This is a genomic window from Collinsella sp. LCP21S3_A9, assembly GCF_052118785.1.
Taxonomy (GTDB): domain Bacteria; phylum Actinomycetota; class Coriobacteriia; order Coriobacteriales; family Coriobacteriaceae; genus Collinsella.
The window spans coordinates 43,261-67,787 of the sequence record NZ_JBQKGN010000004.1; the positions used below are offsets into that span (position 1 = coordinate 43,261).

Sequence of the window (24,527 nt, forward strand, 5' to 3'; positions counted from 1 at the left end):
GCAATGTGACGGGCGCTGCCCGCTCTCCCAGCAGCAAATCGGCTGCCACGTTAAGTACCAGGCCGCAGCTCGTACACAAGCCAGAACAAAGGGCCATCGTCCACGGCATTAGGGGCCGCGGCGGCATCACATGCTCGCACTCGGACACACTCATACGCAGATGCAATCTTTAATTTTGGCGAGCTTTTTCTCACCGATCCCCGATACGCGCATGAGGTCATCGACCGAGGCAAAGGCCCCGTTTTGAGTCCGCTCATCGATAATCGACTGGGCCGTAGAAGGCCCGATGCCCGAAAGCGTCTGCAGTTCCGCCGCACTTGCCGTATTGATATTCACAAGCCCCGACGAAGACCCCGCACCAGCAGTCTTGGCAGCACCGCTTTCGACCCCGCCGACCGCCGCAGCCGCTTGTTGCTCCCCCACCATCGGAACATAGATCTTTTGGCCATCTGTGATCTTGGACGCACGGTTAAGCCCTGTCACATCCGCCTCAGCCGTAAGCCCTCCGGCGGCATCGATCGCTTGGGACACCCGCGCTCCGTCTTTGAGCCGGTACACGCCAGGCCTCGCAACGGCGCCATCGACATCGACGTACACCTCAGCAGCAGAAGAACTCTTGGCAGACGACTCATCGGCATCATCAGGTAACCCTTCCCCGGCCCCGCGCACACCCGAGGCGCCCGCCACATCACTACGCTCAAACGACACGCCGCTGGAGCGGCTACCAAAACTTGCCATCGCCAAGCCGCTCGCGGCGGCAATGACAATCAGAATCGCCACGACCATCGCCTTATAGCCGAGTAGCTTTTCTGCCCAGCGGTCCATCCGTTTAACCCGTTCGTGTTGCTCGCGTTGCGCCATAGCAAACACCTCCCAACACCATCGTGTCAGGAAACGAGCGCCGTAGCCTCCGCACGCCCACACCGGTTATCGAAGTCAAACCAAAAGCTGACCAAAACCTTGCAGGATAGTGTCCATTTATTCAGATACACGTCGACAAATGAACCGTTTATCGCCTAATGCCCAGATAGATTGAGACCGACGATGCAAATGCACCGCCGGTCTATACACAACATTATTCGTGATCTTGGTAAATCTCACGTGGAGCAAGCTGAGGATGTTTACGTTTTAAGGTCTTAGGGGCCTTGTACGTGTTGCTCTCGAAGTCGATGTACTCGGTCTGTTTGAGCAAGCGCTCAATCATCTCCTCGTGATCGAACAGCTCCCACGCCTCATGCACGGCATCGAGTTTTGCATGCGTCTCGGGGCGGCGCGGCATAAAGAGCGTGCAGCAATCGGGAGCAGCCTCGGTCGAGATATCGAAGGTACCGATTTCCTCGGCACGCGCGATGATCTCCTGCTTGTCCGAACCGATCAGCGGGCGGAACACGGGGATCTTGACGGCCTCGTTGACGGCCATAATGTTCTCGAGCGTCTGGGAGGCAACCTGACCGAGCGATTCACCGGTCACGATAGCCTTGGCGCCCTCGATATGCGCAATGCGCTCGGCAACCGAATACATAATGCGGCGATACATGATCACGCGCAGGTTACTGGGGCAGGCCACGGAAATCTCACGCTGGCAATCGCCAAACGGCACCACGTACAGGCGGCCGATCTGGACGCCCGGCGCAAGCGCACGGATAATGTCCTGCACCAAATACTCGCTCGTATCGGGTGTCTGCGGACGACCGGAGAAATGTACCGGCACGCACACCGCGCCGCGACGCGCGAGCATCCAGGTCGCCACCGGAGAATCGATGCCCGACGACAGGAGCGTCACAACCTTGCCGGCGGAACCCACCGGCAGACCGCCCACGCCGCGCTCGGAGCGCGCATACACGTAAACGCTACCCTGGACCACCAGTACGTGCACCATCGCGTCGGGGTCGTGCATCTGGACCTTTTTATCGGGGAAGGCCTCGCACAGTACCTCGCCAACCTGACGATTGATATCAATCGAGGTGAGCTCGTAGTCGGTGTTAGAGCGTTTGGCATGCACCTTAAACGAATCGAAGGGACCAAACTCACGCAGCGCCTTCACGGCGGCGGCGCAGTACTCCTGCGGGTCGCGGTTGGTGTGATATGCCAGGGACACGCGGGCAACGCCGGGGACGGTGCGAATGACACGCGCCGCCTCGTCGGCCTGATGCTCGTTAAAGGTCACGAGGATATAACCGGAAATTCGAGACACGGCATTCACGGAAAAGGCGGCCAAGGCCGCCTTGATGTTATCCATGAGGATATGCTCAAAATGTGCGCGGTTCTTGCCCTTCAGTCCAACCTCGTGATAGTGGACCAGGCAGACGCGAGCTGCCATTTAGGCTTCAGCAACCTTGTGGCCGAGCGCCTTCTTGTAACGAGCCTCGTCGTAGGAGATATCGCCGTCGACAATCTCGTCCATAGCCATCGAGATGGTATCGGCGCCGGAGAGGCCAATGGTAATGTCATCGACATCCTGAACGGCAAGCACGCGGTTGTGCTGGCCACGCAGCATGCTGTTAATGTCGCAGGCGCGCTTGGAGGCAAGCGAGGCGAGCAGGAAGCGGTTGTGATCGGTCTTCTCCAGAAGATCGTCAATACAAGGCTTTACAACGGACACGGACCTCAGATCCTTTCATGCATATCGAGAACGCGAACGAGCTCATCGGTCGCGCGGTCGAGATCATCATTCACCACGACGTCGTCGTAGCGGTCGGCAAGGGCAAGTTCATCGGCGGCGTTTGCCATACGCAGCTCGATCGTCTCGGGCGTCTCGGTACCGCGACCGACCAGGCGATCGCGTAACACCTCAAGCGAAGGCGGCTTGATAAAGATCAACACGGCCTCGGGGAAACGCTCCTTGACCTGCAGGGCACCCTGGACATCAATCTCCAAAATCAGAGACGAGCCAGAGGCGAGCTTGGATGCGACCTCGCTCACCAACGTGCCGTAGCAGTTACCGTGGACCTCGGCCCACTCAACAAACTCACCGTTTGCCACGCGGCGGTCGAACTCCTCGCGCGTCAGGAAAAAGTAGTTGACGCCGTCGACCTCACCTTTACGTGGCGCTCGCGTGGTAGCCGAAACCGTCAGGCCCAGGTTCGAGCGGCGCTCGCGCACACGACTGACGAGCGTCCCCTTGCCTGCACCTGACGGTCCAGAAATCACAAAGAGCTTTGAATCCTGAGCGCTCACTTATTTGGTCAGCTGCTCGAGGAGCTGCTCGCGCTGACGGACGCCGAGGCCCTGGACGCGACGGGTAGCGGAGATGCCGAGCTCCTCCATGATCTTGGCGGCCTTGGCCTTGCCATAACCGGGCAGAGACTCGATGAGGGTGGAAACCTTCATGCGGGAAGCGATGGGGTCATCGGAGTTGAGCACGGACTCGAGAGACTTCTCGCCCTTCTTGATCTGCTCGCGAAGCTCAGCGCGAGCGTGACGTGCGGCGGCAGCCTTCTCAAGAGCCTGCTTACGCTGCTCGTCGGTAAGCTGAGGGAGTGCCATTCGAACCTCCAAATAGTTGGGTTATATCTGATGCAATAATTGGCATTTTAGCACGTCAAACGCACTAAATGCCCAATCGACGGCTCCATAGGTTAGACGATACCTGCGAAAAGTGCAATATACGGAGGTCAAAGTTGAGCCCCTGACCTGTGATTCCACACAAAGGATGGGAAAGTTTTCGCAGGCACAAGGGCTAATTTGTGCTAATAAGACCCAAAAGTGGTGACTTGAGGGAATCTTTTACGCGACGTTTTCGACCAGCTCGGCGACGATGGCGTCAAAGGCCGCAACCGGATCGTCGGAGCCGGTAATAGGACGGCCCACCACGATGTGGCTCGCACCGCGCTCGATAGCCTGGGAAGGTGTCGCCACACGGGATTGATCGCCCAGGGCGGCACCCACCGGACGCACACCCGGAGTCACGATCAGCGCGTCGGGGCCGAGCAGCTCACGCATGTCGTGAGCCTCCATCGGCGAGCACACGATACCGTCGATGCCGTTGGCCTGAGCGAGCTTTGCCAGGCGAGCGGCCTCCTCGGCCACGGGCGACTCGACGCCGATCTCCGCCAGCGCATCCTGATTCATGCTCGTAAGTACGGTAATGGCGACGAGCTTGGCGCGGTCCTCGCGCGCCTCCTCGGCACCCTCGCGGCAGGCAGCGAGCATGGCGCCCGAACCCAAGCCGTGGACCGAGAGCAGGTCGGCACCGGCAAGCGAGGCCGAGCGAGCGGCACCGCGCACCTGATGCGGAATGTCATGGAACTTGAGGTCGAGGAAGACCTTAAAGCCCAAATCCTTGAACGTCTTGACGATCTCGGGACCCTCGGCGTAATAGAGCGTCATGCCCACCTTGAGCCAGGCGGCATGGCCCGAAAGCTCGTGGGCGAGCTCGAGTGCGCGCTCACGGTCGCAGTCGAGGGCGACGATAACACGGTCGCGGGCATCGGTCTCTAGCATTCGAACGCACCTACCAGCTCGTTGATGTCCTTTACGCCCTGGGACTCCGCCCAGGCCTCGAGCTCGTGCGCAATCTTAAGCGAAGCACACGGGTCGACGAAGTTGGCCATGCCGACCGACACGCAGGTGGCGCCGGCCAGGATAAACTCGGCCGCATCCTCGCCGGTCATGACACCGCCGACACCGTTGATGGGGATATCGACGGCCTGGGCGACCTCCCAGACCATGCGCACGGCGATGTGGTGGCACAGCGGGCCCGAAAGGCCGCCCTTGGGCTTGGCCACACGGGACTTGCGGGTGTGCACGTCAATGGCCATGCCCTGGATGGAGTTGATGACCGAAAGGCCGTCGGCGCCGGCAGCCTCGAGGGCGCGGGCGATCTCGGCGACGTTGACCGGAGCCATCTTAACGAACAGTGGCTTATCGGTCACCTTGCGGCAGGCAGCCATAACGGAAGAGGCGCCCTCGGGCGTGGAGCCCATGGCGGCACCGCCGGCGGCAATGTTGGGGCAGCTCACGTTGATCTCATAGCCGGCAGCCCAGGGGCACAGCTCGACATACATCTCGAGCGCGCGCACGAACTCATCAACGGAGTGACCGGCAACCTGGCAGATGACCTGGCAACCGTCCTTGGAGAGCTGCTCGAGCCACGGACCGGACTCGCGGGCGAAAGCGGCCACACCGGGGTTCTGCAGGCCCACGGAATTGATCATGCCGCCGGGGATCTCGGCCATGCGGGGTGCAGGATTGCCGGGCCAGGGCTCGGCAGCGCAACCCTTGGTGGTGATGGCACCCAGCTGGGAGACATCAAAGAAGTTCTGGAACTGCCAACCGTAGCCAAAGGTACCGGCTGCGGTGTTGATGGGGTTCTGCATCTTGACGCCGCCGAAATCGACGGACATGTTCACGGTACCCACTAGAAGACCACCACCTTGGAAGCATCAAACACGGGGCCGCACATGCAGGCACCCTTCATACCGTCGACCGTCTCGACATTGCAGGTGTTGCAGGCACCAAAGCCGCAGCTCATCATGCGCTCGAGCGACACCTCGCAGTACGCGCCGGCCTCGGCGGCAGCGGCGGCGACTTTCTTCATCATAACGGCGGGACCACAGCTGGCGACGTAGTCGTAACCGCCCTTGCCGAGCAGCTCAGCGGCAGGATCGGTGCATAAGCCATGCGTACCCAACGAGCCGTCGTCGGTGCACACGTTGACCGTGGCTCCCAGCGCGCGGAACTCATCGACGCCCACGACCTTGGACGCGGTGCCAAAACCCAGGCACACGTCAACGGCCACGCCCTGCTCGGCAAGCATGCCAGCGAGGCACAGCACGGGCGGAACACCGATGCCGCCCGCCACGAGCAGCGCCTTCCTGGTGCCCTCGGGTACCAGCCAGCCGCGGCCGCCAGGGCCCAACAGGTTGGACTTGGAGCCGGGGCCCATCTGCGACAGACGACGGGTGTCGTCGCCCACGACGGCGTACCACAGCTCGACGGTACCGGCCTCGGCGTCAGAGCGATAGAAGCTCAAGGGCACGCGAAGCAACGAAGAGGCATCGCCGGGCACGGCGATGTTCACAAACTGACCGGGCTTGAGCGCACTTGCAAGCTTGGGGGCCGAAATAACGAGCGAGAAGATGCCGTCGGCGATCTCCTGGTTCGAGACGACCTCGAAGTCGTGCATGCGTGCAGTGGAAGGTGTGGGCATAGACGCTCCAATCCCCCATGCAGTTGCATGGACCAAACGAACAGAAAGCGCGGCACCGCAAGGGCACCGCGCACAAAAGCGATAAGGCTATGCTAGCAGATGCAGCCGTCGGCAAGCGTCTGTTTACCGCCGACAAACACATCGGTGGCACGACCGGTGAGCGTGCGGCCGGCAAAACCGGAGTTCTCGGCGCGCGACTCGTAACCGTCCTCGCCGACCGTCCAGGTGACAGACGCGTCGAAGACGGTCAGGTCGGCAACAGAGCCCGCCTTGACCTGAACCTGGTCGAGGCCCAGGATCTCACGCGGCTTAATAGCCATGAGCTCGACCATGCGGCCCATACCCATCTTGCCCGTGTTGACCAGCTCGGTGAGCACGAGCGACAGCGAGGTCTCGAGGCCGATCATGCCAAAGGGCGCGAGCTCGAACTCACGGGCTTTCTCCCACGGCGTGTGGGGAGCGTGATCGGTGACGATGACGTCGACGGTGCCGTCGATGACACCCTGGCGGATGGCCTCGGCATCCTCGTCGGTACGCAGCGGCGGGTTAACCTTGAGCGAGGTGTTGTAGGTCTCGTCCAGGTCGTTCTCGGTCAGGAACATGTGATGCGGGGTGGCCTCGCAGGTAACCTGAACGCCAGCGGCCTTGCCGGCACGCACGAGCTCCAGGCCATGGGCGGTGGAGATGTGCTGGATGTGCAGCTTGGCACCGGTCAGTTTGGCGATCTCGATGTCGCGGGCGATCTGGAGTTCCTCGCCGGCAGCCGGCCAGCCCTCGAGGGCCAGACGAGTCGAAACCTTGCCCTCGTTGATCTGGCCGTGGCCGACCAGGTCCTCGTCCTGGCAATGGCTCATGAAGACCTTGCCGAACATCTTGCCGTAGTCCATGCAGCGACGGAGCATGCCTGCACCCTGCACGCCGCGACCGTCGTCGGTGAAGGCGACGGCGCCGTGGGCGACCATATCGCCCATCTCGGACATAGCCTCGCCCTTAAGACCGCGGGTCATGGCGCCAGAAGGATAGACGCGGCAGTGGCCGACCTCGGCAGCGCGGGACTTGACGAACTCAACAACGGTACCGTTATCGGTAACGGGGTCGGTGTTGGGCATGGCGCACACGCCAGTGAAGCCGCCCTTGGCAGCTGCGCGGGTGCCGCTCTCGATGTCCTCTTTGACCTCGTAGCCGGGCTCGCGCAGGTGGACGTGCATGTCCACCAGGCCAGGGACAAGGTACTTACCGGAAAGGTCGCGGACCTCGGCTCCCTCGGCGGCGAGGTTCTCGCCGACCTCGGCAATCTTGTCGCCGTCGATCAGGACGTCAACGACACCGTCAAGCTCGACGGACGGATCGACGACGTGGGCATTCTTAAGAAGCAAGGCCATTATCGGCACCTCCAAGCAGCAGATACAGGATAGCCATACGCACGCAGATACCGGCGTAGACCTGCTCCAGGATGACGGAGCGTTGCGGGTGGTCGGCCATATAGGAGTCGAACTCGACGCCGCGGTTGATGGGGCCCGGATGGCAAATGATCGCGTCGGGCTTCATGAGCTTCTCACGGTCCTTGGTCAGGCCGAAGAGCTTGTGGTACTCGCGAATGGTCGGGAACGGGGCACCCTCGAGGCGCTCCTGCTGTACGCGCAGCATGTAGACGACGTCCAGCTCGGGCAGGACGGAATCGAGGTCGCTCGTCACGTGGTCGCAGCCCAGAACCTCGGGCGCCGGCGGCAGCAGCGTGCCGGGGGCGACGGCGTAGGTCTCGCAGCCCATGATCTTCAACGCGGGGATCAGCGAGCCACAAACACGGGAGTGGGCGATGTCGCCGACGACGGCGACTTTCAGACCGTGGAAGTCACCCTTGTGCTCCCAGATGGTGTACAGGTCGAGCAGAGCCTGCGTGGGGTGGTTGTGCTTACCGTCACCGGCGCAGATAACACTCGCGGGCGAATTCTGCGTGACAATGTAGGGAGCACCGGCATGTTTGTCGCGCACGACGATGCAGTCGATCTTGTAGGCGTTGAGCGTCTCGACGGTATCGACGAGGCTCTCGCCCTTGACCGTGGAGGTCGAGGAGCCGCCAAAGTTGAGGCTGTCGGCCGAAAGACGCTTCTCGGCAAGCTCGAAGGAGCTGCGGGTACGCGTCGAGGGCTCGTTGAACATATTGACGATGGTCTTGCCCTTGAGCGTGGGGACCTTCTTGATGGCACGCTCGTTGACCTCGGAGAACGCCTTGGCGGTCTCGAGGATGAGCTTGATGTCCTCTTCGGAGTACTCGGTAATGTCGATCAGGTGCTTATGATTGAACGCCACGGTACTACTCACCTCCCAGCGGCGCGGAGCCCACGTGGGAACCCGGCGCGACGTCGTTGATCTCGACAGCGGTGCGGCCGTCGACTTCCTTCATATATAGGTGCACGTTCTCCTCGTGCGACGAGGGAACGTTCTTGCCGACAAAGTCCGGCGAGATAGGGAGCTCGCGGTGACCGCGGTCAACGAGAACTGCCAGCTCGATGCGGCTCGGACGGCCCAGGTCCATAACGGCGTCCAGAGCGGCGCGGATGGTGCGACCCGTGTACAGGATGTCGTCCACCAAAACGACGCGCTTGCCGTCGACGCTGAAGGGAATGTTGGTAGCGTGGATCGCGGGAGCGAAGTTAGTCGCATAGTCATCGCGATAGAAGCTGATGTCCAGGCTGCCGAGCGGAACGTCAACACCCTCGATCTCCTTGATCGCCTCGGCGAGCTTCTTTGCCAGAAGGTCGCCGCGCGTGACGATGCCGACCAGAGCGAGGTCTTCACAGCCCTCGTTGCGCTCGAGAATCTCGTGCGCGATGCGGGTCATCGCTCGGTTGACGGCGGTCTCGTCCATGATGACCGCCTTGGGGGAAGTCGTGCCCATCGATCTCCTTCCTCACATGTCTTGACTGCTGATACAGTCAAAAAAATAGATGCCCGACCGCTCAAAGCGGACCAGACACCCACAGGAAGGACTGCTCTATGGCAGCAATATAAATCCATGTGGGTATCTCGTACCCCTTTAATGGTCAAGGGATAGTGTAGCCAACCCCGAGCTTAATTGCGAGCATTAATACGGAGCAATCCGCAAACGGACTCAACGCTCCATAAACCTATATATATTTGCGGGACAAGCTTGAAAACGTCGATGCGAGCTGGCATAATCCCCTCTGCTACACGCAAATCGGATCTACGTCCAGGGCCGTAGCGTGGGCACTATCGCCATAAGAGAAATATCTCTGTGTAGATTACGCACAGGGAGCTGCTTCTGTGCTATAGTTCAGGCTTGTTTGTTAACGCGACATGTTCGTTTGTCGCCCAAGGAGGGTCAGTTATGTCCAAAGTTTGCGAAGTTTGCGGTAAGCACCCCGTTGCCGGTCGCTCCATCAGCCACTCTCACCGCGTCACCAACCGTAAGTTCCGCCCCAACATCCAGCGCGTCTACGTCGTCGTCGATGGTCACCGTCGCAAGATGAACGTTTGCTCCACCTGCCTTAAGTCTGGCAAGGTTGCGCGCTCCTAAATAAGGTCTTACCAACAAGTACCTCGGACTCTCCGGGTCAAAGACCTCGCGTTCACATAGAACTTACCAAAGGCGTCCTCTCTTGTGGAGGGCGCCTTTTTGCACTCATTGGGGACAGACTTACATGGGTGTTTTCACTCATTGGGGACAGACATGATGCGTGTCTGCGGCGCCCCGACTAGCTCCGGCCCCTGCCTCACGCAGCTTCCTTCCAGCCCGCAGTGGCCTTGGTCACACTTGTAGCGCCGATACCGGTGATACGGGCAATTTGCTTGACCGTGAGATGTGCCTGCCTGAGCCTCAGCAGGCAGGCATCGCGTTCGGGGCGTGGCAGGGCCTTAAGCAGCTTAGGATCTATGCTCGGCAGGACTTCGCGCGCAACGGAAAGGGCCTCCTCATCGGGGATCCGACGGCGTGGAAGAACCTCCACCGACCAGATGCGCCCGGCAGCTTCCTTGAGATGTTCGCAATAGCAACGGGAGCCTCCGACAATATCGAGCATAGGGGCCGCATCACAAATGTCAAAGGGATCGTAGCCCAGCTGATATGCCTTGAAGCTTGACCATCGGTACGCCTCGAGTGAGTCGAGCGCACCTTTCACAGGATTGAGATGGATATAATCGAGCAGCTGCACCGCCATAACAGATCCAGAACAGCGAAATTGCAAAACGATGTCTGTCCCAAATGAGTGAAAGCACTCATATAAGTCTGTCCCCAATGAGCGGGCCGATGCCAGGCAGATATTTTAATTAAAACGCTTCATCTAGTTGAAGCGTTTTAGTGTGCCTTTTACGGGAATCTTACCGTTCGCCGAATAATTTCTTGCTATCATGCAACACGTAGGGTAAATCTCCGATCGCAAGGAGACACAAATGGTGAAAAAGTCACCGGAAAACACTACTCCCGCAATTGTGGACAACGTAGAGGCGCTTGAGGCTAAACTCGCTCAGATGCGAGAGGCCCAGGCGCTTTTTGCTACGTACACGCAGGAGCAGGTCGACAAGATCTTCTACGAGGCCGCCATGGCCGCCAACAAGGCTCGTATCCCGTTGGCGAAGATGGCCATCGAGGAGACCGGTCGTGGCGTTCTTGAGGACAAGGTCATCAAGAACCACTACGCCGCAGAGTACATCTACAACGCTTACAAGAACACCAAGACCTGTGGTGTCATTGAGCGCGACGAGGCCTACGGCATCACCAAGATCGCTGAGCCCATCGGCATCGTGGGCGCCGTCATCCCGACGACCAACCCCACCTCCACCGCGATCTTCAAGACGCTGATCAGCCTGAAGACCCGCAACGCCATCATCATCTCCCCGCACCCGGCTGCCGCCAAGTGCACCATCGCCGCCGCCAAGCTCGTGCTTGACGCCGCCGTCAAGGCCGGCGCCCCCGAGGGCATCATCGGCTGGGTCGATGTCCCCTCCATCGAGCTGACCAACATGGTCATGCGCGATGTCGACATCATCCTCGCCACCGGTGGCCCGGGCATGGTCAAGGCCGCCTACTCCTCGGGCAAGCCCGCCCTGGGCGTTGGCGCCGGTAACACCCCGGTCGTCATCGACGACACCGCCGACGTGCTGCTCGCCGTCAACTCCATCATCCACTCCAAGACCTTCGACAACGGCATGATCTGCGCTTCCGAGCAGTCCGTGACCGTCATCGACACCATCTATGACCAGGTTAAGGCCGAATTCCAGAAGCGCGGCTGCTACTTCGTCAAGCAGGGTGCCGAGATGGAGGCCCTGCGCGGCGCCATGTTCAAGAACGGCGCTCTCGATCACCGCATCCCCGGCATGGCTGCCGCCAAGATCGCCGAGCTCGCCGGTATCGAGGTTCCCGCCAAGACCAAGATCCTGATCGCCGAGGTCACCTCCACCGACCCCGCCAAGGAGGAGTTCTCCCACGAGAAGCTCTCCCCTGTCCTGGCCATGTATCACGCCAAGGACTTCCAGGAGGCCGTCGACAAGGCCGAGCACCTGGTACTCGCCGGTGGCCCGGGCCACACCGCCTCTCTGTACGTGCATCCCGCCCAGGCCGATAAGATCAGCCTGTTCGAGCATGTCATGAAGGCCTGCCGTATCGTCATCAACACCCCGTCCTCGCACGGCGGCATCGGTGACCTGTACAACTTTGGCATGAAGCCGTCTCTGACCCTGGGCTGCGGCTCCTGGGGCGGCAACTCCGTCTCCGAGAACGTTGGGGTGAAGCACTTGATCAACGTTAAGACTGTGGCCGAGCGCCGTGAGAACATGCTGTGGTTCCGCGCTCCCGAGAAGGTCTACTTCAAGAAGGGTTCCACGCCCGTCGCTCTCGACGAGCTGGGCAGCGTCATGGGCAAGAAGCGCGCCTTTATCGTCACCGACCAGTTCCTCTTCAAGAATGGCAACACCCGCGCCATCGAGGCCAAGCTCGACGAGATGGGCATCGCCCACGACTGCTTCTACGACGTCGAGCCCGATCCGTCGCTGCAGTGCGCACGTCGCGGCGCCAAGCAGATGGCTCTCTTTGAGCCGGACGTCATCATCGCCGTCGGCGGTGGCTCCGCTATGGACGCCGGCAAGATCATGTGGATGATGTACGAGCACCCCGAGTGCAAGTTTGAGGACATGGCCATGGACTTCATGGACATCCGCAAGCGTATCTTCACCTTCCCCGAGATGGGCAAGAAGGCCTACTTCGTCGCCGTCCCGACCTCTTCGGGCACCGGTTCCGAGTGCACGCCGTTCGCCATCATCACCGACAAGGAGACCGGCATCAAGTGGCCGCTCGCCGACTACGCGCTGCTCCCCAACATGGCTATCGTTGACGCCGACAACTGCATGACCGCCCCGCGCGGCCTGACCGCCGCCTCCGGCATCGACGTCATGACCCACGCCATCGAGTCCTATGTCTCCATCATGGCCTCCGACTACACCAAGGGCCTCTCCGAGCGCGCTGCCAAGCTCGTCTTCGAGAACCTGCCCTCCAGCTTCGAAAACGGCGCCAAGGACCCGCATGCCCGCGAGGAGATGCACAACGCCTCCTGCATGGCCGGTATGGCCTTCGCCAACGCCTTCCTGGGCCTCAACCACTCCATGGCCCACAAGCTCGGTGCCTTCCATCACCTGCCCCACGGCATCGCCAACGCCATCATCCTGACTCGCGTCATGCGCTACAACGCCGCCGAGGCCCCCGTCAAGATGGGCACGTTCTCCCAGTATCCCTACCCCAACGCGCTGCACAACTACGCCGAGATGGCCAAGTACTGCGGCATCGAGGGCAAGGACGACAAGGAGGTCTTCGAGAACTTCATCACGAAGCTCGAGGAGCTCAAGGACTTCATCGGTGTCAAGAAGACCATCGCCGACTACGGTGTTGACGAGCAGTACTTCCTCGACACCCTCGACGAGATGACCGAGCAGGCATTCAACGACCAGTGCACCGGCGCTAACCCGCGCTACCCGCTCATGAGCGAGATCAAGGAGCTCTACCTGGACGCCTACTATGGCCGCGAGCCCCAGGACTACGCCGTCTGCTAGTTTTTAGCACGGTTATTTCGGCGGGGGTGAACGGGCGCACGCACGCCCCCGCCGCTGCTTCTATCGCATCGTTGAAAGGATGCAATCATGCTGCTCCCCGAATCCAAGACCGAGCTCGTCCGTCGCGGCAACAAAGTCGTTTACGACCTGGGCGACAAGATCGTCAAGGTCTTTAACGAGACCAAGCCCGTCTCCGACGTGTTCAACGAGGCTTTGAATCTTGCCCGCATCAATGAGTGCGGCATCCGCAGCCCCAAGGCTCTCGAGGTTTCTCAGCTCGAGAACGCCAACGGCTGGGCGCTCGTGACCGAGAAGGTTCCGGGCACCACCCTTGCCGAGAAGATGACTGCCGAGCCCCAGCGCTTTGGTGAGTACCTCGAGATGTTCGTCGACCTCCAGATCGAGATCCACGGCTACACCTCCCCGCTGCTCAACCGTCAGCGCGACAAGTTCGCCCGCATGATCGACAGCCTCGATCAGCTCAATGCCACCACGCGCTACAACCTTCAGGAGCGTCTGGACGGCATGACCAAGGAGTTCAAGGTCTGCCACGGCGACTTCAACCCCTCCAACGTCATCGTTGGCGACGACGGCCAGCTGTACGTCTGCGACTGGGCACACGCCACCCAGGGCTCCCCTGCTGCCGACGTTGCCACCACCTACCTGCTCTTTGCCCTCAACAGCAAGGACCAGGCCGAGGCCTACCTGGAGCTCTACTGCGATCGCGCCGACATGCCCATGCAGGTCGTGCGTCAGTGGACGAGCATCGTCGCCGCTTCCGAGCTCGCTCGTAAGCGCAACGTGAACGATGAGTTCCTTAAGAACTGGATCGACGTCGTCGATTATCAGTAATATCTGAGCGATTTATTTCGCATCGGAGGCACAAAGGAAAACCCCGCAGCTCGCATGGGCTGCGGGGTTTTCCTTTTAGCAACAACTGTCCCTTAGACGCAAAAGCGGCCCTGCATCTCTACCTCGAGAGACGCAGGGCCGCTTAACAAGTGCACTAAACGCAGCGGGCTCGATTAACGGCGTGCTGCTTTCACAAGCTCAGCCACCTTGGCGACAACCTCATCGATCGCCACATCCTCGCGCTCGCCCGTGGCACGATCCTTGAGCTCGACGGTGCCGTTCTTAAGGCCGCGCTTGCCGAGCACCACCTGATAAGGGAAGCCCATAAGGTCGTTGTCGGCAAACTTAAAGCCGGGACGCTCGTCACGGTCGTCTACGACAACCTCGATACCCTCGGCGCACAGACCCTCGACGATTTGATCGCAAACAGAAGCGCACTCCTCCTTCTTGGGGTCGAGCGGAATCACCGCAACCTCGTACGGGGCAACGGAGACCGGCCAAACGATACCGTGCTCGTCGTTGTGCTGCTCCACGACGGCAGCGAGCGAGCGGGAAACGCCCACGCCGTAGCAACCCATGATAAGCGGCTTCTCCTTGCCGTCCTCGTCCATAAAGGTGGCACCCATGGCCTCGGAGTACTTGGTGCCCAGCTGGAAGACCTGGGAAACCTCGATGCCGCGAGCAGCGGAGAGCGGCTTGCCGCAGAGCGGGCAAGGGTCGCCGGCAACGACGGTAACCAGGTCGGCCCACTCGTCGACGGTAAAGTCGCGCTCGGGGCAGGCACCGGTAAAGTGATAGTCGACTTCGTTGGCACCGCAGGCCCACTGCTTGGACTCGCGCAGGCTCTCGTCGCAGACCAGACGAATGCCCTCGGGCAGGTTAACCGGTCCGATAAAGCCCTTATGCAGACCGTAGGTCTGGAGCTCCTCGTCGGTCATCATGCGATAGCCCTTGCCAAAGACATGCTCGGCCTTGCAGTCGTTGAGCTCATGATCGCCCGGAACGATGGCCACAACCGGCTTGCCCTCGGCGTCGATGAGAGCCAGCGACTTGCGCGTACCGTTCTCGGGGAAGCCGAAGAACTTGGCGACGGCCTCGATGGTGCCCATACCCGGAGTCTCGACCTTGGTGAGCGTGCCGTCGCCGGGGCCCTCGGTCACAACGACCTTGGTGCTTGCCGCCTCGTCATCGGCAGCAAAGCCACAATCGTCGCAGTAGACCAGCGAAGCCTCGCCGGCATCTGCCAGCGCCATGAACTCGACGGAGGTGTCGCCACCGATCTCGCCGGAATCGGCGACGACGGGCAGGGCCTTAATGTAGCAGCGCTCGCAGATATTGGCGTAGGCCTGCTTCATCTTGTCATACTCCTCCTGCAGGCTCTCCTGCGTGGCAGAGAAGCTGTAGGCGTCTTTCATGATGAACTCGCGACCGCGCATCAGGCCAAAGCGGGGACGGAACTCGTCGCGGAACTTGTCCTGGATGTGATAGAGATTCACCGGCAGTTGCTTGTATGAACGCAGCTCGTTGCGCACCAGGGCAGTCACGGTCTCCTCGTGCGTGGGGCCGAGCACGAACTCGCGGCCGTGACGGTCATCAAAGCGCACGAGCTCCTTGCCATAGGCATCGATACGGCCGGACTCACGCCACAGCTCGGCATCGACCATGATGGGCATCATGAGCTCCTGGGCGCCGGCGGCGTCCATCTCGTCGCGCACGATGTTCTCAATCTTGCGAATCGAGCGCCACGCGAGCGGCAGATAGGAATAGAGACCGGCGGCCTCCTTGCGGATCATACCGGCACGGAGCAGCAGGCGATGGCTCGCAAGCTCAGCGTCGGCCGGATCCTCTTTGAGCGTCGGAGCATACAGCTTAGACATATACATTGGTCGGGTCATTTATTTCTCCTCAATAAGCTTGTCGACCTCGGCCATAAGCGCGTCGACAATTTGGTCCTCCGCTACTTTACCAATGATCTGGCCGTGCGAAAAGAGCAGGCCCTGACCACGTCCGCAAGCAACGCCCAGGTCGGCATCAGAAGCCTCACCGGGGCCATTAACGGCACATCCCATGACGGCAATCGAAAGCGGCGCGGCATAGTTCTTAAGCCGCTCGGTTACTTCCTCGGCGATTGCGATCAGGTTAACCTGACAGCGGGCGCACGTGGGGCACGAGACAATCTCGGGGCCGCGGCGACGCAGGCCCAGCGACTGCAAAATTCCCCAGGCGACCGGCGGCTCCTCAACCGGATCGGCCGTGAGCGAAACGCGCATGGTGTCACCGATTCCCTCGGACAGCAGGATGCCAAGGCCCACCGAGCTCTTGATGGTGCCCTGCAGCTTGGTGCCCGCCTCGGTTACACCCAGGTGGAGCGGAACGTGGGGAATCTCACGCGACAGGGCACGATAGGTGTCGAGCGTCGTTTGCACGCTATGGGCCTTGGCCGATAGCACAATGTTCGTAAAGCCGCGGTCTTCAAAATGCTTGACGAAACGTTCGCTCGACATCACGAGCTTTTCGGGCTGCGTGAGGTCGTCGCGCTCAGCGATATCCTGCTCAAGCGAACCAGCATTGACGCCGATACGAATCGCACAGCCCGCGGCACCCGCAGCATCGATCACCGCGTCAACCTTGGCCCAATCGCCGATATTGCCGGGATTGATGCGCAGCTTGGCAGCACCGGCCTCAACGGCACCAATGGCGAGCTTATGGTTAAAGTGGATGTCGGCAACGATCGGCACCGGAGACTCGGCACAGATGGCGCGGAAACCCTCAAGCGCGGCCTCGGTGGGCACGCTCACGCGCACGATATCGCAGCCAGCCTGCGCCAACGCGCGCACTTGCGCAAGCGTTGCCTGGGCATCAGCGGTATCGGTGCAGGTCATGGATTGAACCGCCACCGGCGCGCCTCCACCGATCTGCACGTCGCCCACATGCACGGGGCGCGTCAACTCGCGAGGCAAAGGATGGGATAAAGACAATCCAAACACTCCCCTACAGAATAAATCGAAGGATGTCGGAACGAAGCATATAGACAAACAGCAGCGCAAAGAGCGCGATGCCCACATAGCTCACAATCGTCTGGACCTTGAGCGGAAGCTCGCGGCCCGCAATCTTTTGAATGATCTCGATGAGCAACTTGCCGCCATCGAGTGGCGGGATAGGCAGCAGGTTCATAAAGCCAAGCGAGAACGAAATGAGAGCGGCAAACGAAAGGAACGTGGCAGGGCCGGCAGCAGCAGCTTGTGAGGACATAACGCTAATACCCACGATCGAAGAGGACTGATCGAGAATCTCCATCGTATGCTGCGGCTGGAGCAGGCGCATCACGCCCTCCGCTGTCTGCACGACATAGGAGAACGACAGGCGAGCCGACGTGATGGGGTCTAAACGAACCACCTGCGTAGAGACATACACACCTAGGCGTTCGTCCTCTTTGAGCGCAACCGTGGTCGAATGCTTCTTGCCGTCACGCTCATACTCAATGGCGATATCGTCCTTACCAGCAGCCTTGCCAATGGCATCGTAAACGTCCATCCAGGTAGAGCACGATATTCCGTCGACCGAAAGAATCGCGTCGCCATCCTCGATTCCCGCCGCGGAGGCAATCGAGCCTTCGTCAACCTGGCCGATCACATTGGTGTCCACCGGCACCGTGACACCCGCGATGGAATAGATGCTCATAAGGAGCAAAAAGCCCGTCAGGATATTGACGATAATGCCCGCAAGCAGCATAAAGGCACGCTTGACAAAGCCCTGACCCAAATAGGTGTGCGAGCGCTCGCGTGCAAGGAATTCGGCCTCGCCGCACGGCAGTTCCCATACATCGCCCTCGGCAGTCGCGTGCTCGCGATCGAACCGACGGCCGTCAAAGGTGGTATAACCCGCCGCGTCACGCGGCAGGGTCTGGTACTTGGTGGGATAGTAACCAGGCGAAGGCTTTTCCCCTTCTTCATACCAAGGAGCTATGGAGCCCCAACCCAGCAGCAAAGCACAGGCCTCGAGCACATCCTCCTCGGACAGCTCAAGCTCGACGGCAAGATCGGCCACCGTCACACGGCCGTGGCGATAGATGGCGGCAAGCACGCGATCGGCACACAAGACATCGGTCGGATCCATGCCACAGATGGCAGCATACCCACCCAGCAACAGCGGGGTCACGCCAAACTTGGTGCCGATCCGACGAGACGTATGGTGAATATCAAAGCGACACGGCAGGCCCAAAAAGAACTCAGTCACCCGGACGCCGCAGGCACGCGCCGCCAAAAAGTGGCCGCCCTCGTGCAAAAACACGAGGACGGAAAGCATCAGCAGGCCCCAAAAGACCGATGAGAGAACGCTCAGAACAGTTTCCATAAAACGAAAAAGCAATCCTTATGGGTTAAGAACGGGTTGCGACGAGCACTTGCGCGGCCTTTTCACGCGCCCACGCATCGATACCGCGAAGCTGTTCAAACGAATCGACCGTCTGCGCATCATGCGCATCCATACAGGATTCCACAATGCGATCGATATCGGTAAAACTGCAGCCATCATGCAGGAAGGCATCGACGGCGACCTCGTTGGCGGCATTGAGCACGCACGGCATGGTGCCGCCCGTCTTGCCCGCACGCTCGGCCAGCGCCAGGCAGCGAAACGTATCCATGTCGGCCGCATCAAAGGTAAGCTGACCCAACTCGCGGAAATCGATGCGCGGAGCCGGAGTATCCCAGCGCTCGGGATACGAGAAGGCAAACTGGATGGGGATGCGCATGTCAGATGCCCCGAGATGCGCCATCACGGAGCCGTCGGCAAACTCGACCATCGAATGAATCTTTGACTGGCGCTGAACGACCACGTTGATAAAGTCGAGGTCGCAACCGAAGAGGTGCATCGCCTCGATACGCTCCAGGCCCTTGTTCATGAGGGTAGCGGAGTCAATCGTGATCTTGGCACCCATAGCCCACGTAGGGTGCGCCAGGGCATCGGCACGCGTCACACGGTCGAGTTCCTCGCGCGAACGGCCAAAGAACGGACCGCCCGAGCAGGTAAGCCAAATACAATGGGCCTCGTGCGGATTCTCACCCAGATAGCATTGGTAAATTGCAGAGTGCTCGGAATCGACCGGGATAAGCTGACCAGGCTGAGCCAACGGCATCAGCAGGTCACCGCCAACAACGAGCGACTCCTTATTGGCAAGGGCAAGGCGCTTATTCGAGGTCAAGGCCGCGTGGCTCGCCTCGAGACCGGCGGCGCCCACAATAGCGACAAGCACGCAATCGACATCGTCGCGACGCGCGAGCTCGCAAACCGCCTGCGCACCAACGCCGAGCTCCGTTCCCTCGGGCAACTCCTGCAGCACGGCGTCATCGCCATGAGCGACATCGGCCACGGCAACCGCCGGAACCGAGAACTCGCGGGCAGCTGCAACGAGCTCGGAGGTGCTGGAATTAACGGAAAGCGCCGTCACCTGCAGACGATCGGCATGCTGACGGCAAACATCGAGCGCCTGAGTGCCGATAGAGCCCGTACAGCCCAGGATGGCAACACGAAGGCGTCCATCGGAGCCATACGTCGTCTGGAAGGACATTACAGCACGCCTCCGATCATCAGCATCAGCTGCGCGGTGATGCAGCCGAAGATAAGCGAATCGCTACGATCGAGCATGCCGCCGTGACCCGGGATAAGGTTACCGGAATCCTTGACGCCCACGCCACGCTTGATGCGCGACTCGATAAGGTCGCCGATAACGCCCAAGATGGACACAACCACGCCGCAAAGCAGCGCATAGGGCAAGCTCAGCTTATAGAGATGCGTCACCCACAAAATGAGCCAGATGAGAACCGAGCCCAGAATGCCACCAACAAAGCCCTCCCAGCTCTTGTTGGGAGAGATCTTGGGGACCATCTTGTGTTTGCCGATACGGCTGCCCACGATGTAGGCAAACGAATCGGAAACCCAAAGGGACGCGCAAACACCCACTGAAAGCAGGGCGCCGGCAAAACCGGGCACGGCATCGCGCAGCAGCACAATAGCCGACAGCATAAAGCCTGTGTAGATGGGACCCATGAGCGTCACGGCCACATCAGAGATGCGGGTACGCGGCGACCAAACATACCAAATGCCCACCGCGAGCATCAGTGCAAAAAGCAGGGCGTTCAGCAAAAGCGAATCGCCAAGCGCCGATAACGGAAAGAGCACGGCGGCAATAATGCCCAGATGCTCGTTGGCGACCTTGCCATCGAGCCTCGTCATACGGAAAAACTCAAAGCAGCAAAGCCCGCTCATGACAGAGACAAAAATGGCGGTGGGCACGATACCCAAAACCAGGCACAGGATAAAGACGACGGCGTAGACGATACCGGCGGCGGCACGGGTAATAAAGCCCGCAAGCCACGAACCGGTGCCGCTCTTCGCTGCAGGCGCTCCCGCAGTGGCAGCTTTGCGCGCAGGCGTCTTGGGAGCAGATGCCTTGGGACGATCGGACACGATTAAGCCTCCTCGGTCTTGCTCAGTCCACCAAACCTACGGTCACGGCCCTGATAGGCCAAAATGGCGTCAACAAGGCCCCAACGATCAAAGTCAGGCCAATAGGTATCGGTGACATAGAACTCGGAATAAGCCACCTGCCACAGCAGATAGTTCGAAAGGCGAAGCTCACCAGAGGTGCGAATGACCAGCTCGGGATCGGGAAGACCGGCGGTGTACAGGTGCGAAGCAACCATATCATCGTCGATAGCAGCAGGGTCGATCTTGCCGGCGGCGGCATCGAGCGCAAGCTGACGGGCGGCACGGGTAATCTCGGCACGCGCGCCGTAGTTGACGGCAAGCGCCAGCGTCATACCGGTGTGATCAGCGCACTCGGCAAGACCGCATTCAAAAACGTCGCGGGTCTTCTTGGGCAGCGCGGAAATATCACCCAAAAAGACAACACGGACATTTTCGCGCTTCAGAAGCGGCAGCTCATCGATAAACGTCTTGGCAAACAGATGCATCAAGACGTTGACCTCATGCTGCGGGCGGTTCCAGTTTTCGGTTGAAAACGCATAGGCGGAAAGCACGTCGACACCCAGACGCACGCAGGCGGTAATGATCTCACGAAGGGAGACGATACCCGCCTTGTGACCCTCGGTACGGGCAAGACCTCGCGCCGTAGCCCAGCGACCGTTACCGTCCATGATGCACGAGATATGGCGCGGAATGTTATTGAGGTCAAGGTCGGAAAAACCGACGCCCGCAGGGGCGTCGGCAAAGTACTCGACCAGTTTGTTCTCGTCGTATTGCACCTTAGATCTCCATGACCTCGGCTTCTTTTTCCTTCAGAAGCTCCTCGACCTTGGCGACATACTCGTCGGTATGCTTCTGCACCTTGGCCTGCTCACGGCGGACGTCGTCCTCGGTGAGCTCCTCATCGCGCTCGAGCTTGTTGTTAAAGTCGCGACGGATGTTACGGATAGACACCTTGGCCTGCTCGGCATACTCGCGGCACTCCTTGACGAGCTCGCGACGGCGCTCCTCGGTGGGAGCCGGGAACGGAAGACGAACAACGGTGCCATCGGAGTTGGGGGTAATACCCAGATCGGAAGCGCCGATGGCCTTGACGATGGCGTTGATAAGCGCCTTATCCCACGGCTCGATGAGCAGCATGTGGGCCTCGGGGGTCTTTACGGCGGCAACCTGCGTGACCGGCGTGGGAACACCGTAATAATCGACGGTGATGTCGGACAGAATATTAGCGTTGGCTCGGCCGGTACGGACCTTGGAGAAGTTATGCTTGAGGGACTCGAGCGACTTGTCCATGTGGGCGGTGATGTTCTCTGCCATGCTTAATCCTCCTGATAGACGAGCGTGCCGACGGGCTCACCCGAAAGCGCGCGCTTGACGTTGTCCTCGCCATCGATGTTGAGGACCAAAATGGGCATACGGTTATCCTGGCACAGGGCCGTAGCCGTGGAATCCATAACCTGCAGGCCGCGGACGAGCACCTCGTGATAGGTGATCCTGTCAAAGCGGACGGCATCGGCGCACTTGACGGGATCCTTGTCGTAGATACCGTCGACCTTGGTGGCCTTAATCAGAATCTCCGCACCGATCTCGCAGGCGCGAAGGGCCGCGGCGGTGTCAGTCGTAAAGTACGGATTGCCCGAGCCGGCCGCGAAGATAACGACATTGCCCTTGGACAGGTGATTGATGGCGCGACGACGAATATAGGGCTCGCAAATCTCGTTCATCTGGATGGCACTCATAACGCGGCAGGGAACATCGTTATGCTCGAAGGCATCCTGCAGGGCGAGCGCGTTCATAACGGTTGCAAGCATGCCCATGTAATCGGCCTGAGCACGCTCCATACCGCCGGCAGCTCCAGCCATGCCGCGGAAAATATTGCCGCCGCCGACAACGATGCCGACCTCATGGCCAACGGCAAGCAGCTCCTTGACCTGCTTGGCAAGATGGTCGGTAATCTTGGGGTCGATGCCATAGTGGCCATCGCCCATCAGTGCTTCGCCGGAAAGCTTCAGAAGCACGCGTTTATATCGGATGTCGGACAAAGCGATCCTCCTTTAATTAGACTCTCAATATGATATCAAAGGCTCTGCTTGGAGCCATGAAAAAGCAGGCTGTGAGTAAAACCCACAGCCTGCTCATTACCAGCTACAAGAGCTTATTTACTCGCCACGGACCAGACGGTCGAAGGCAACGACGGTAATGGTATCGCCGAGCTCCTTAGAGACCTGCTCGGCGTACTTCTTGATGGTGAGGGAGCTGTCCTTGATGAACTCCTGCTCGGTGAGCACGGACTGCTTGTAGAACTTCTCCAGACGGCCAACAGCCATCTTCTCCTGGATGGCCTCGGGCTTGCCGGACTCGGCAGCCTGAGCCATGTAAATCTGCTTCTCATGCTCGACGGTCTCGGCCGGAACCTGATCGCGGGTAGCGCAGATCGGAGCGACAGCGGCAACCTGAAGGGCAACGTCGTGGGCAAAGGTCTTGAAGGACTCAGCCTGAGCGGTCTCAGCCTTCTCGAAAGCAAACTCGACGAGGACGCCGATCTTACCACCCATGTGGATGTAAGAAGCGAGAGCGCCGTTCTCGACCTTGCGGGCGGCGAAGCGGGAGATCTTCATGTTCTCGCCCATGATGTGAATCATCTCGGTGAGCTCGGAGGAAACGGTCTCCTCGCCCATCGGCTTCTCGAGCAGAGCGTCGACATCGGCCGGCTCGGTGGTGGCGACAACCTCGGCGACCTTGGAAGCAAAGCCGGTGAACTTGGCGTTGGAGCCGACGAAGTCGGTCTCGCAGGAGAGCTCGAGCAGAGCGCCGGTCTTGCCATCCTCGGAGACGAACGCGGCGACAGCGCCCTCGTTGGTCTCGCGGCCAGCCTTCTTGGCAGCCTTAGCGAGGCCGTTCTTACGCAGAACGTCAACAGCGGCGTCCATGTCACCGTCAGCCTCGACGAGAGCCTTCTTGCACTCCATCATCGGGGAGTCGGTCATCTCGCGGAGCTGCTTGACCATAGCGGCGGTAATCTGGGCCATTGTGGTTCCTTTCAAAGAGATGAAAAAGACTTAATTAGGACTGATTTACTCGGCCTTGGGCTCAGCGGCCATCTCGGCCTCGGAGACCTGCTCCTTGCCGGAGCCAGCGAGGCAGGCGTCGGCCATGAGCTCGCACATAAGGGTGACAGCGGAGATGGCGTCATCGTTGCAGGGGATGCCGTACTCGACCTCGTCGGGATCGGAGTTGGTATCGATCAGAGCGACGACGGGGATGTTCAGGCGCTGGGCCTCCTTGATGGCGTTCTCCTCGCGCTTAGTGTCGATGACGAAGAGAGCCTGGGGCAGACCCTTCATGTCGCGGGCGCCACCGAGGTTGGTCTGGAGCTTAGCGAGCTCCTTACCCAGAACAGCCTGCTCCTTCTTGGGAAGAACAGCCATGCGGCCGTCCTCGACCATGGCCTCGAGCTCCTCCATGCGGTTGATGCGGGAGCGGATGGTGACGAAGTTGGTCAGCATGCCGCCGAGCCAACGCTGGTTGATGTAAGGCATGTTGGCGCGCTCAGCGGCGTTCTTGACGGCCTCCTGAGCCTGCTTCTTGGTGCCGACGAACAGCACGTTGCCACCCTTGGCAACGTTCTTGACGAAGGTGTAAGCCTGGTCGGCGTCAAGAATGGTCTGCTTGAGGTCGAGGATGTAGATGCCGTTGCGCTCACCGAAGATGAACGGCTTCATCTTGGGGTTCCAGCGACGGGTCTGGTGACCGAAGTGGCAGCCGGCCTCGAGCAGGGTGCGGATATTAATCTTGGTAGCCATGTTAAACCTCCTGTGGTTTGCCTCCGCGCGGGGTCATCCTCCAAAACCAACCCGGACATGTGCTACCAAAGCCCGGGCACCACGGTATGAAGTAGCCGCGCGTGCGTGATAAAAACCTGTTGCCGTGAAGCAACCCGATGAATGATAGCAGGATTACATCTTTCTGCCAACCCGAAATC

The 24,527-nt window shown here is 60.1% G+C and carries 25 protein-coding genes; 3 read left to right on the plus strand and 22 right to left on the minus strand.

Translation table 11 applies throughout. From position 1 onward, the window contains the following. Positions 1-150: 150 nt before the first annotated feature. The 11 genes from ACTQ05_RS02490 to pyrR all read right to left on the minus strand — a co-directional run bounded on the left by ACTQ05_RS02490 (position 151) and on the right by pyrR (position 9,050). Entirely contained in the window at positions 151-861 is a 711-nt protein-coding gene (locus tag ACTQ05_RS02490) for a helix-hairpin-helix domain-containing protein (RefSeq protein ID WP_441537865.1), read from the minus strand. Between the two features lie 214 nt (positions 862-1,075). Beyond that, positions 1,076-2,320, minus strand: coding sequence for a tRNA uracil 4-sulfurtransferase ThiI (thiI, locus tag ACTQ05_RS02495; protein WP_427726849.1), 1,245 nt, complete (start codon positions 2,318-2,320; stop codon positions 1,076-1,078). Beyond that, positions 2,321-2,602, minus strand: a complete 282-nt coding sequence (locus ACTQ05_RS02500; RefSeq protein WP_370450597.1) for a DNA-directed RNA polymerase subunit omega — start codon at positions 2,600-2,602, stop codon at positions 2,321-2,323. A gap of 5 nt (positions 2,603-2,607) precedes the next feature. Beyond that, entirely contained in the window at positions 2,608-3,177 is a 570-nt protein-coding gene (gmk, locus tag ACTQ05_RS02505; RefSeq protein ID WP_427794783.1) for a guanylate kinase, read from the minus strand. Next, entirely contained in the window at positions 3,178-3,486 is a 309-nt protein-coding gene (gene mihF / locus ACTQ05_RS02510) for an integration host factor, actinobacterial type (protein WP_006236130.1), read from the minus strand. It abuts the gene before it with no gap. Between the two features lie 240 nt (positions 3,487-3,726). Then, complete coding sequence (pyrF, locus tag ACTQ05_RS02515) at positions 3,727-4,443, minus strand: orotidine-5'-phosphate decarboxylase (RefSeq protein ID WP_427747926.1); 717 nt, start codon at positions 4,441-4,443, stop codon at positions 3,727-3,729. Next, positions 4,437-5,345 carry a dihydroorotate dehydrogenase gene (locus ACTQ05_RS02520; RefSeq protein WP_427717595.1) on the minus strand — a complete coding sequence of 303 codons (909 nt, stop codon included), beginning with the start codon at positions 5,343-5,345 and terminating at the stop codon, positions 4,437-4,439. The genes pyrF and ACTQ05_RS02520 overlap by 7 nt, the downstream gene beginning before the upstream one ends. A gap of 14 nt (positions 5,346-5,359) precedes the next feature. Further along, positions 5,360-6,127, minus strand: coding sequence for a dihydroorotate dehydrogenase electron transfer subunit (locus ACTQ05_RS02525; RefSeq protein WP_154516544.1), 768 nt, complete (start codon positions 6,125-6,127; stop codon positions 5,360-5,362). A 116-nt stretch (positions 6,128-6,243) separates the two neighbouring features. Beyond that, positions 6,244-7,533: a dihydroorotase gene (locus ACTQ05_RS02530; RefSeq protein ID WP_154516264.1), complete on the minus strand. Its 1,290-nt coding sequence runs from the start codon at positions 7,531-7,533 to the stop codon at positions 6,244-6,246. Next, entirely contained in the window at positions 7,517-8,461 is a 945-nt protein-coding gene (locus ACTQ05_RS02535; protein WP_035138537.1) for an aspartate carbamoyltransferase catalytic subunit, read from the minus strand. Before ACTQ05_RS02535 ends, ACTQ05_RS02530 begins: the two co-directional genes overlap by 17 nt. A gap of 4 nt (positions 8,462-8,465) precedes the next feature. Further along, positions 8,466-9,050 (minus strand): bifunctional pyr operon transcriptional regulator/uracil phosphoribosyltransferase PyrR, encoded by a 585-nt coding sequence (gene pyrR / locus ACTQ05_RS02540; protein WP_138374176.1) that lies wholly within the window; start codon positions 9,048-9,050, stop codon positions 8,466-8,468. Between the two features lie 450 nt (positions 9,051-9,500). On the opposite strand from pyrR, the gene rpmB reads away from it, so the two are divergent. After that, complete coding sequence (gene rpmB, locus ACTQ05_RS02545) at positions 9,501-9,689, plus strand: 50S ribosomal protein L28 (protein ID WP_022094725.1); 189 nt, start codon at positions 9,501-9,503, stop codon at positions 9,687-9,689. A gap of 196 nt (positions 9,690-9,885) precedes the next feature. On the opposite strand, the gene ACTQ05_RS02550 is transcribed toward rpmB, so the two are convergent. Then, positions 9,886-10,329: a hypothetical protein gene (locus tag ACTQ05_RS02550; protein WP_441537866.1), complete on the minus strand. Its 444-nt coding sequence runs from the start codon at positions 10,327-10,329 to the stop codon at positions 9,886-9,888. Between the two features lie 232 nt (positions 10,330-10,561). Between ACTQ05_RS02550 and adhE the strand changes: the two genes are divergently transcribed. Together adhE and ACTQ05_RS02560 are read left to right on the plus strand one after the other, a co-directional pair. Further along, entirely contained in the window at positions 10,562-13,210 is a 2,649-nt protein-coding gene (gene adhE / locus ACTQ05_RS02555; RefSeq protein WP_427795671.1) for a bifunctional acetaldehyde-CoA/alcohol dehydrogenase, read from the plus strand. 87 nt (positions 13,211-13,297) lie between these two features. Next, on the plus strand, positions 13,298-14,062 hold the full coding sequence (locus ACTQ05_RS02560) for an aminoglycoside phosphotransferase family protein (RefSeq protein WP_154516259.1): 765 nt from the start codon (positions 13,298-13,300) through the stop codon (positions 14,060-14,062). 173 nt (positions 14,063-14,235) lie between these two features. Here ACTQ05_RS02560 and ACTQ05_RS02565 read toward each other — a convergent pair whose 3' ends face one another. The 10 genes from ACTQ05_RS02565 to rpsB all read right to left on the minus strand — a co-directional run bounded on the left by ACTQ05_RS02565 (position 14,236) and on the right by rpsB (position 24,348). Further along, positions 14,236-15,957, minus strand: coding sequence for a proline--tRNA ligase (locus tag ACTQ05_RS02565; protein ID WP_441537867.1), 1,722 nt, complete (start codon positions 15,955-15,957; stop codon positions 14,236-14,238). Continuing rightward, positions 15,958-17,040, minus strand: coding sequence for a flavodoxin-dependent (E)-4-hydroxy-3-methylbut-2-enyl-diphosphate synthase (ispG, locus tag ACTQ05_RS02570; protein ID WP_441537868.1), 1,083 nt, complete (start codon positions 17,038-17,040; stop codon positions 15,958-15,960). Positions 17,041-17,053: 13 nt separating this feature from the next. After that, positions 17,054-18,415, minus strand: coding sequence for a M50 family metallopeptidase (locus tag ACTQ05_RS02575; protein WP_441537869.1), 1,362 nt, complete (start codon positions 18,413-18,415; stop codon positions 17,054-17,056). Positions 18,416-18,440: 25 nt separating this feature from the next. Next, positions 18,441-19,628 (minus strand): 1-deoxy-D-xylulose-5-phosphate reductoisomerase, encoded by a 1,188-nt coding sequence (gene dxr / locus ACTQ05_RS02580; protein ID WP_441537870.1) that lies wholly within the window; start codon positions 19,626-19,628, stop codon positions 18,441-18,443. Beyond that, positions 19,628-20,527 carry a phosphatidate cytidylyltransferase gene (locus ACTQ05_RS02585; protein WP_427717552.1) on the minus strand — a complete coding sequence of 300 codons (900 nt, stop codon included), beginning with the start codon at positions 20,525-20,527 and terminating at the stop codon, positions 19,628-19,630. The genes dxr and ACTQ05_RS02585 overlap by 1 nt, the downstream gene beginning before the upstream one ends. Positions 20,528-20,529: 2 nt before the next feature. Then, a complete protein-coding gene (locus ACTQ05_RS02590; RefSeq protein WP_441041581.1) occupies positions 20,530-21,324 on the minus strand; it encodes an isoprenyl transferase in 795 nt (264 codons plus the stop codon). Between the two features lies 1 nt (position 21,325). Next, the gene (gene frr / locus ACTQ05_RS02595) at positions 21,326-21,862 is read right to left on the minus strand and encodes a ribosome recycling factor (protein WP_006236112.1); all 537 of its coding nucleotides are present in this window, start codon (positions 21,860-21,862) and stop codon (positions 21,326-21,328) included. A 2-nt stretch (positions 21,863-21,864) separates the two neighbouring features. After that, complete coding sequence (gene pyrH / locus ACTQ05_RS02600) at positions 21,865-22,587, minus strand: UMP kinase (RefSeq protein ID WP_441537871.1); 723 nt, start codon at positions 22,585-22,587, stop codon at positions 21,865-21,867. Positions 22,588-22,704: 117 nt separating this feature from the next. After that, positions 22,705-23,574 (minus strand): translation elongation factor Ts, encoded by an 870-nt coding sequence (gene tsf / locus ACTQ05_RS02605; protein WP_409064982.1) that lies wholly within the window; start codon positions 23,572-23,574, stop codon positions 22,705-22,707. A 45-nt stretch (positions 23,575-23,619) separates the two neighbouring features. Further along, positions 23,620-24,348, minus strand: a complete 729-nt coding sequence (gene rpsB / locus ACTQ05_RS02610; RefSeq protein WP_055285135.1) for a 30S ribosomal protein S2 — start codon at positions 24,346-24,348, stop codon at positions 23,620-23,622. Between the last annotated feature and the right edge of the window lie 179 nt (positions 24,349-24,527).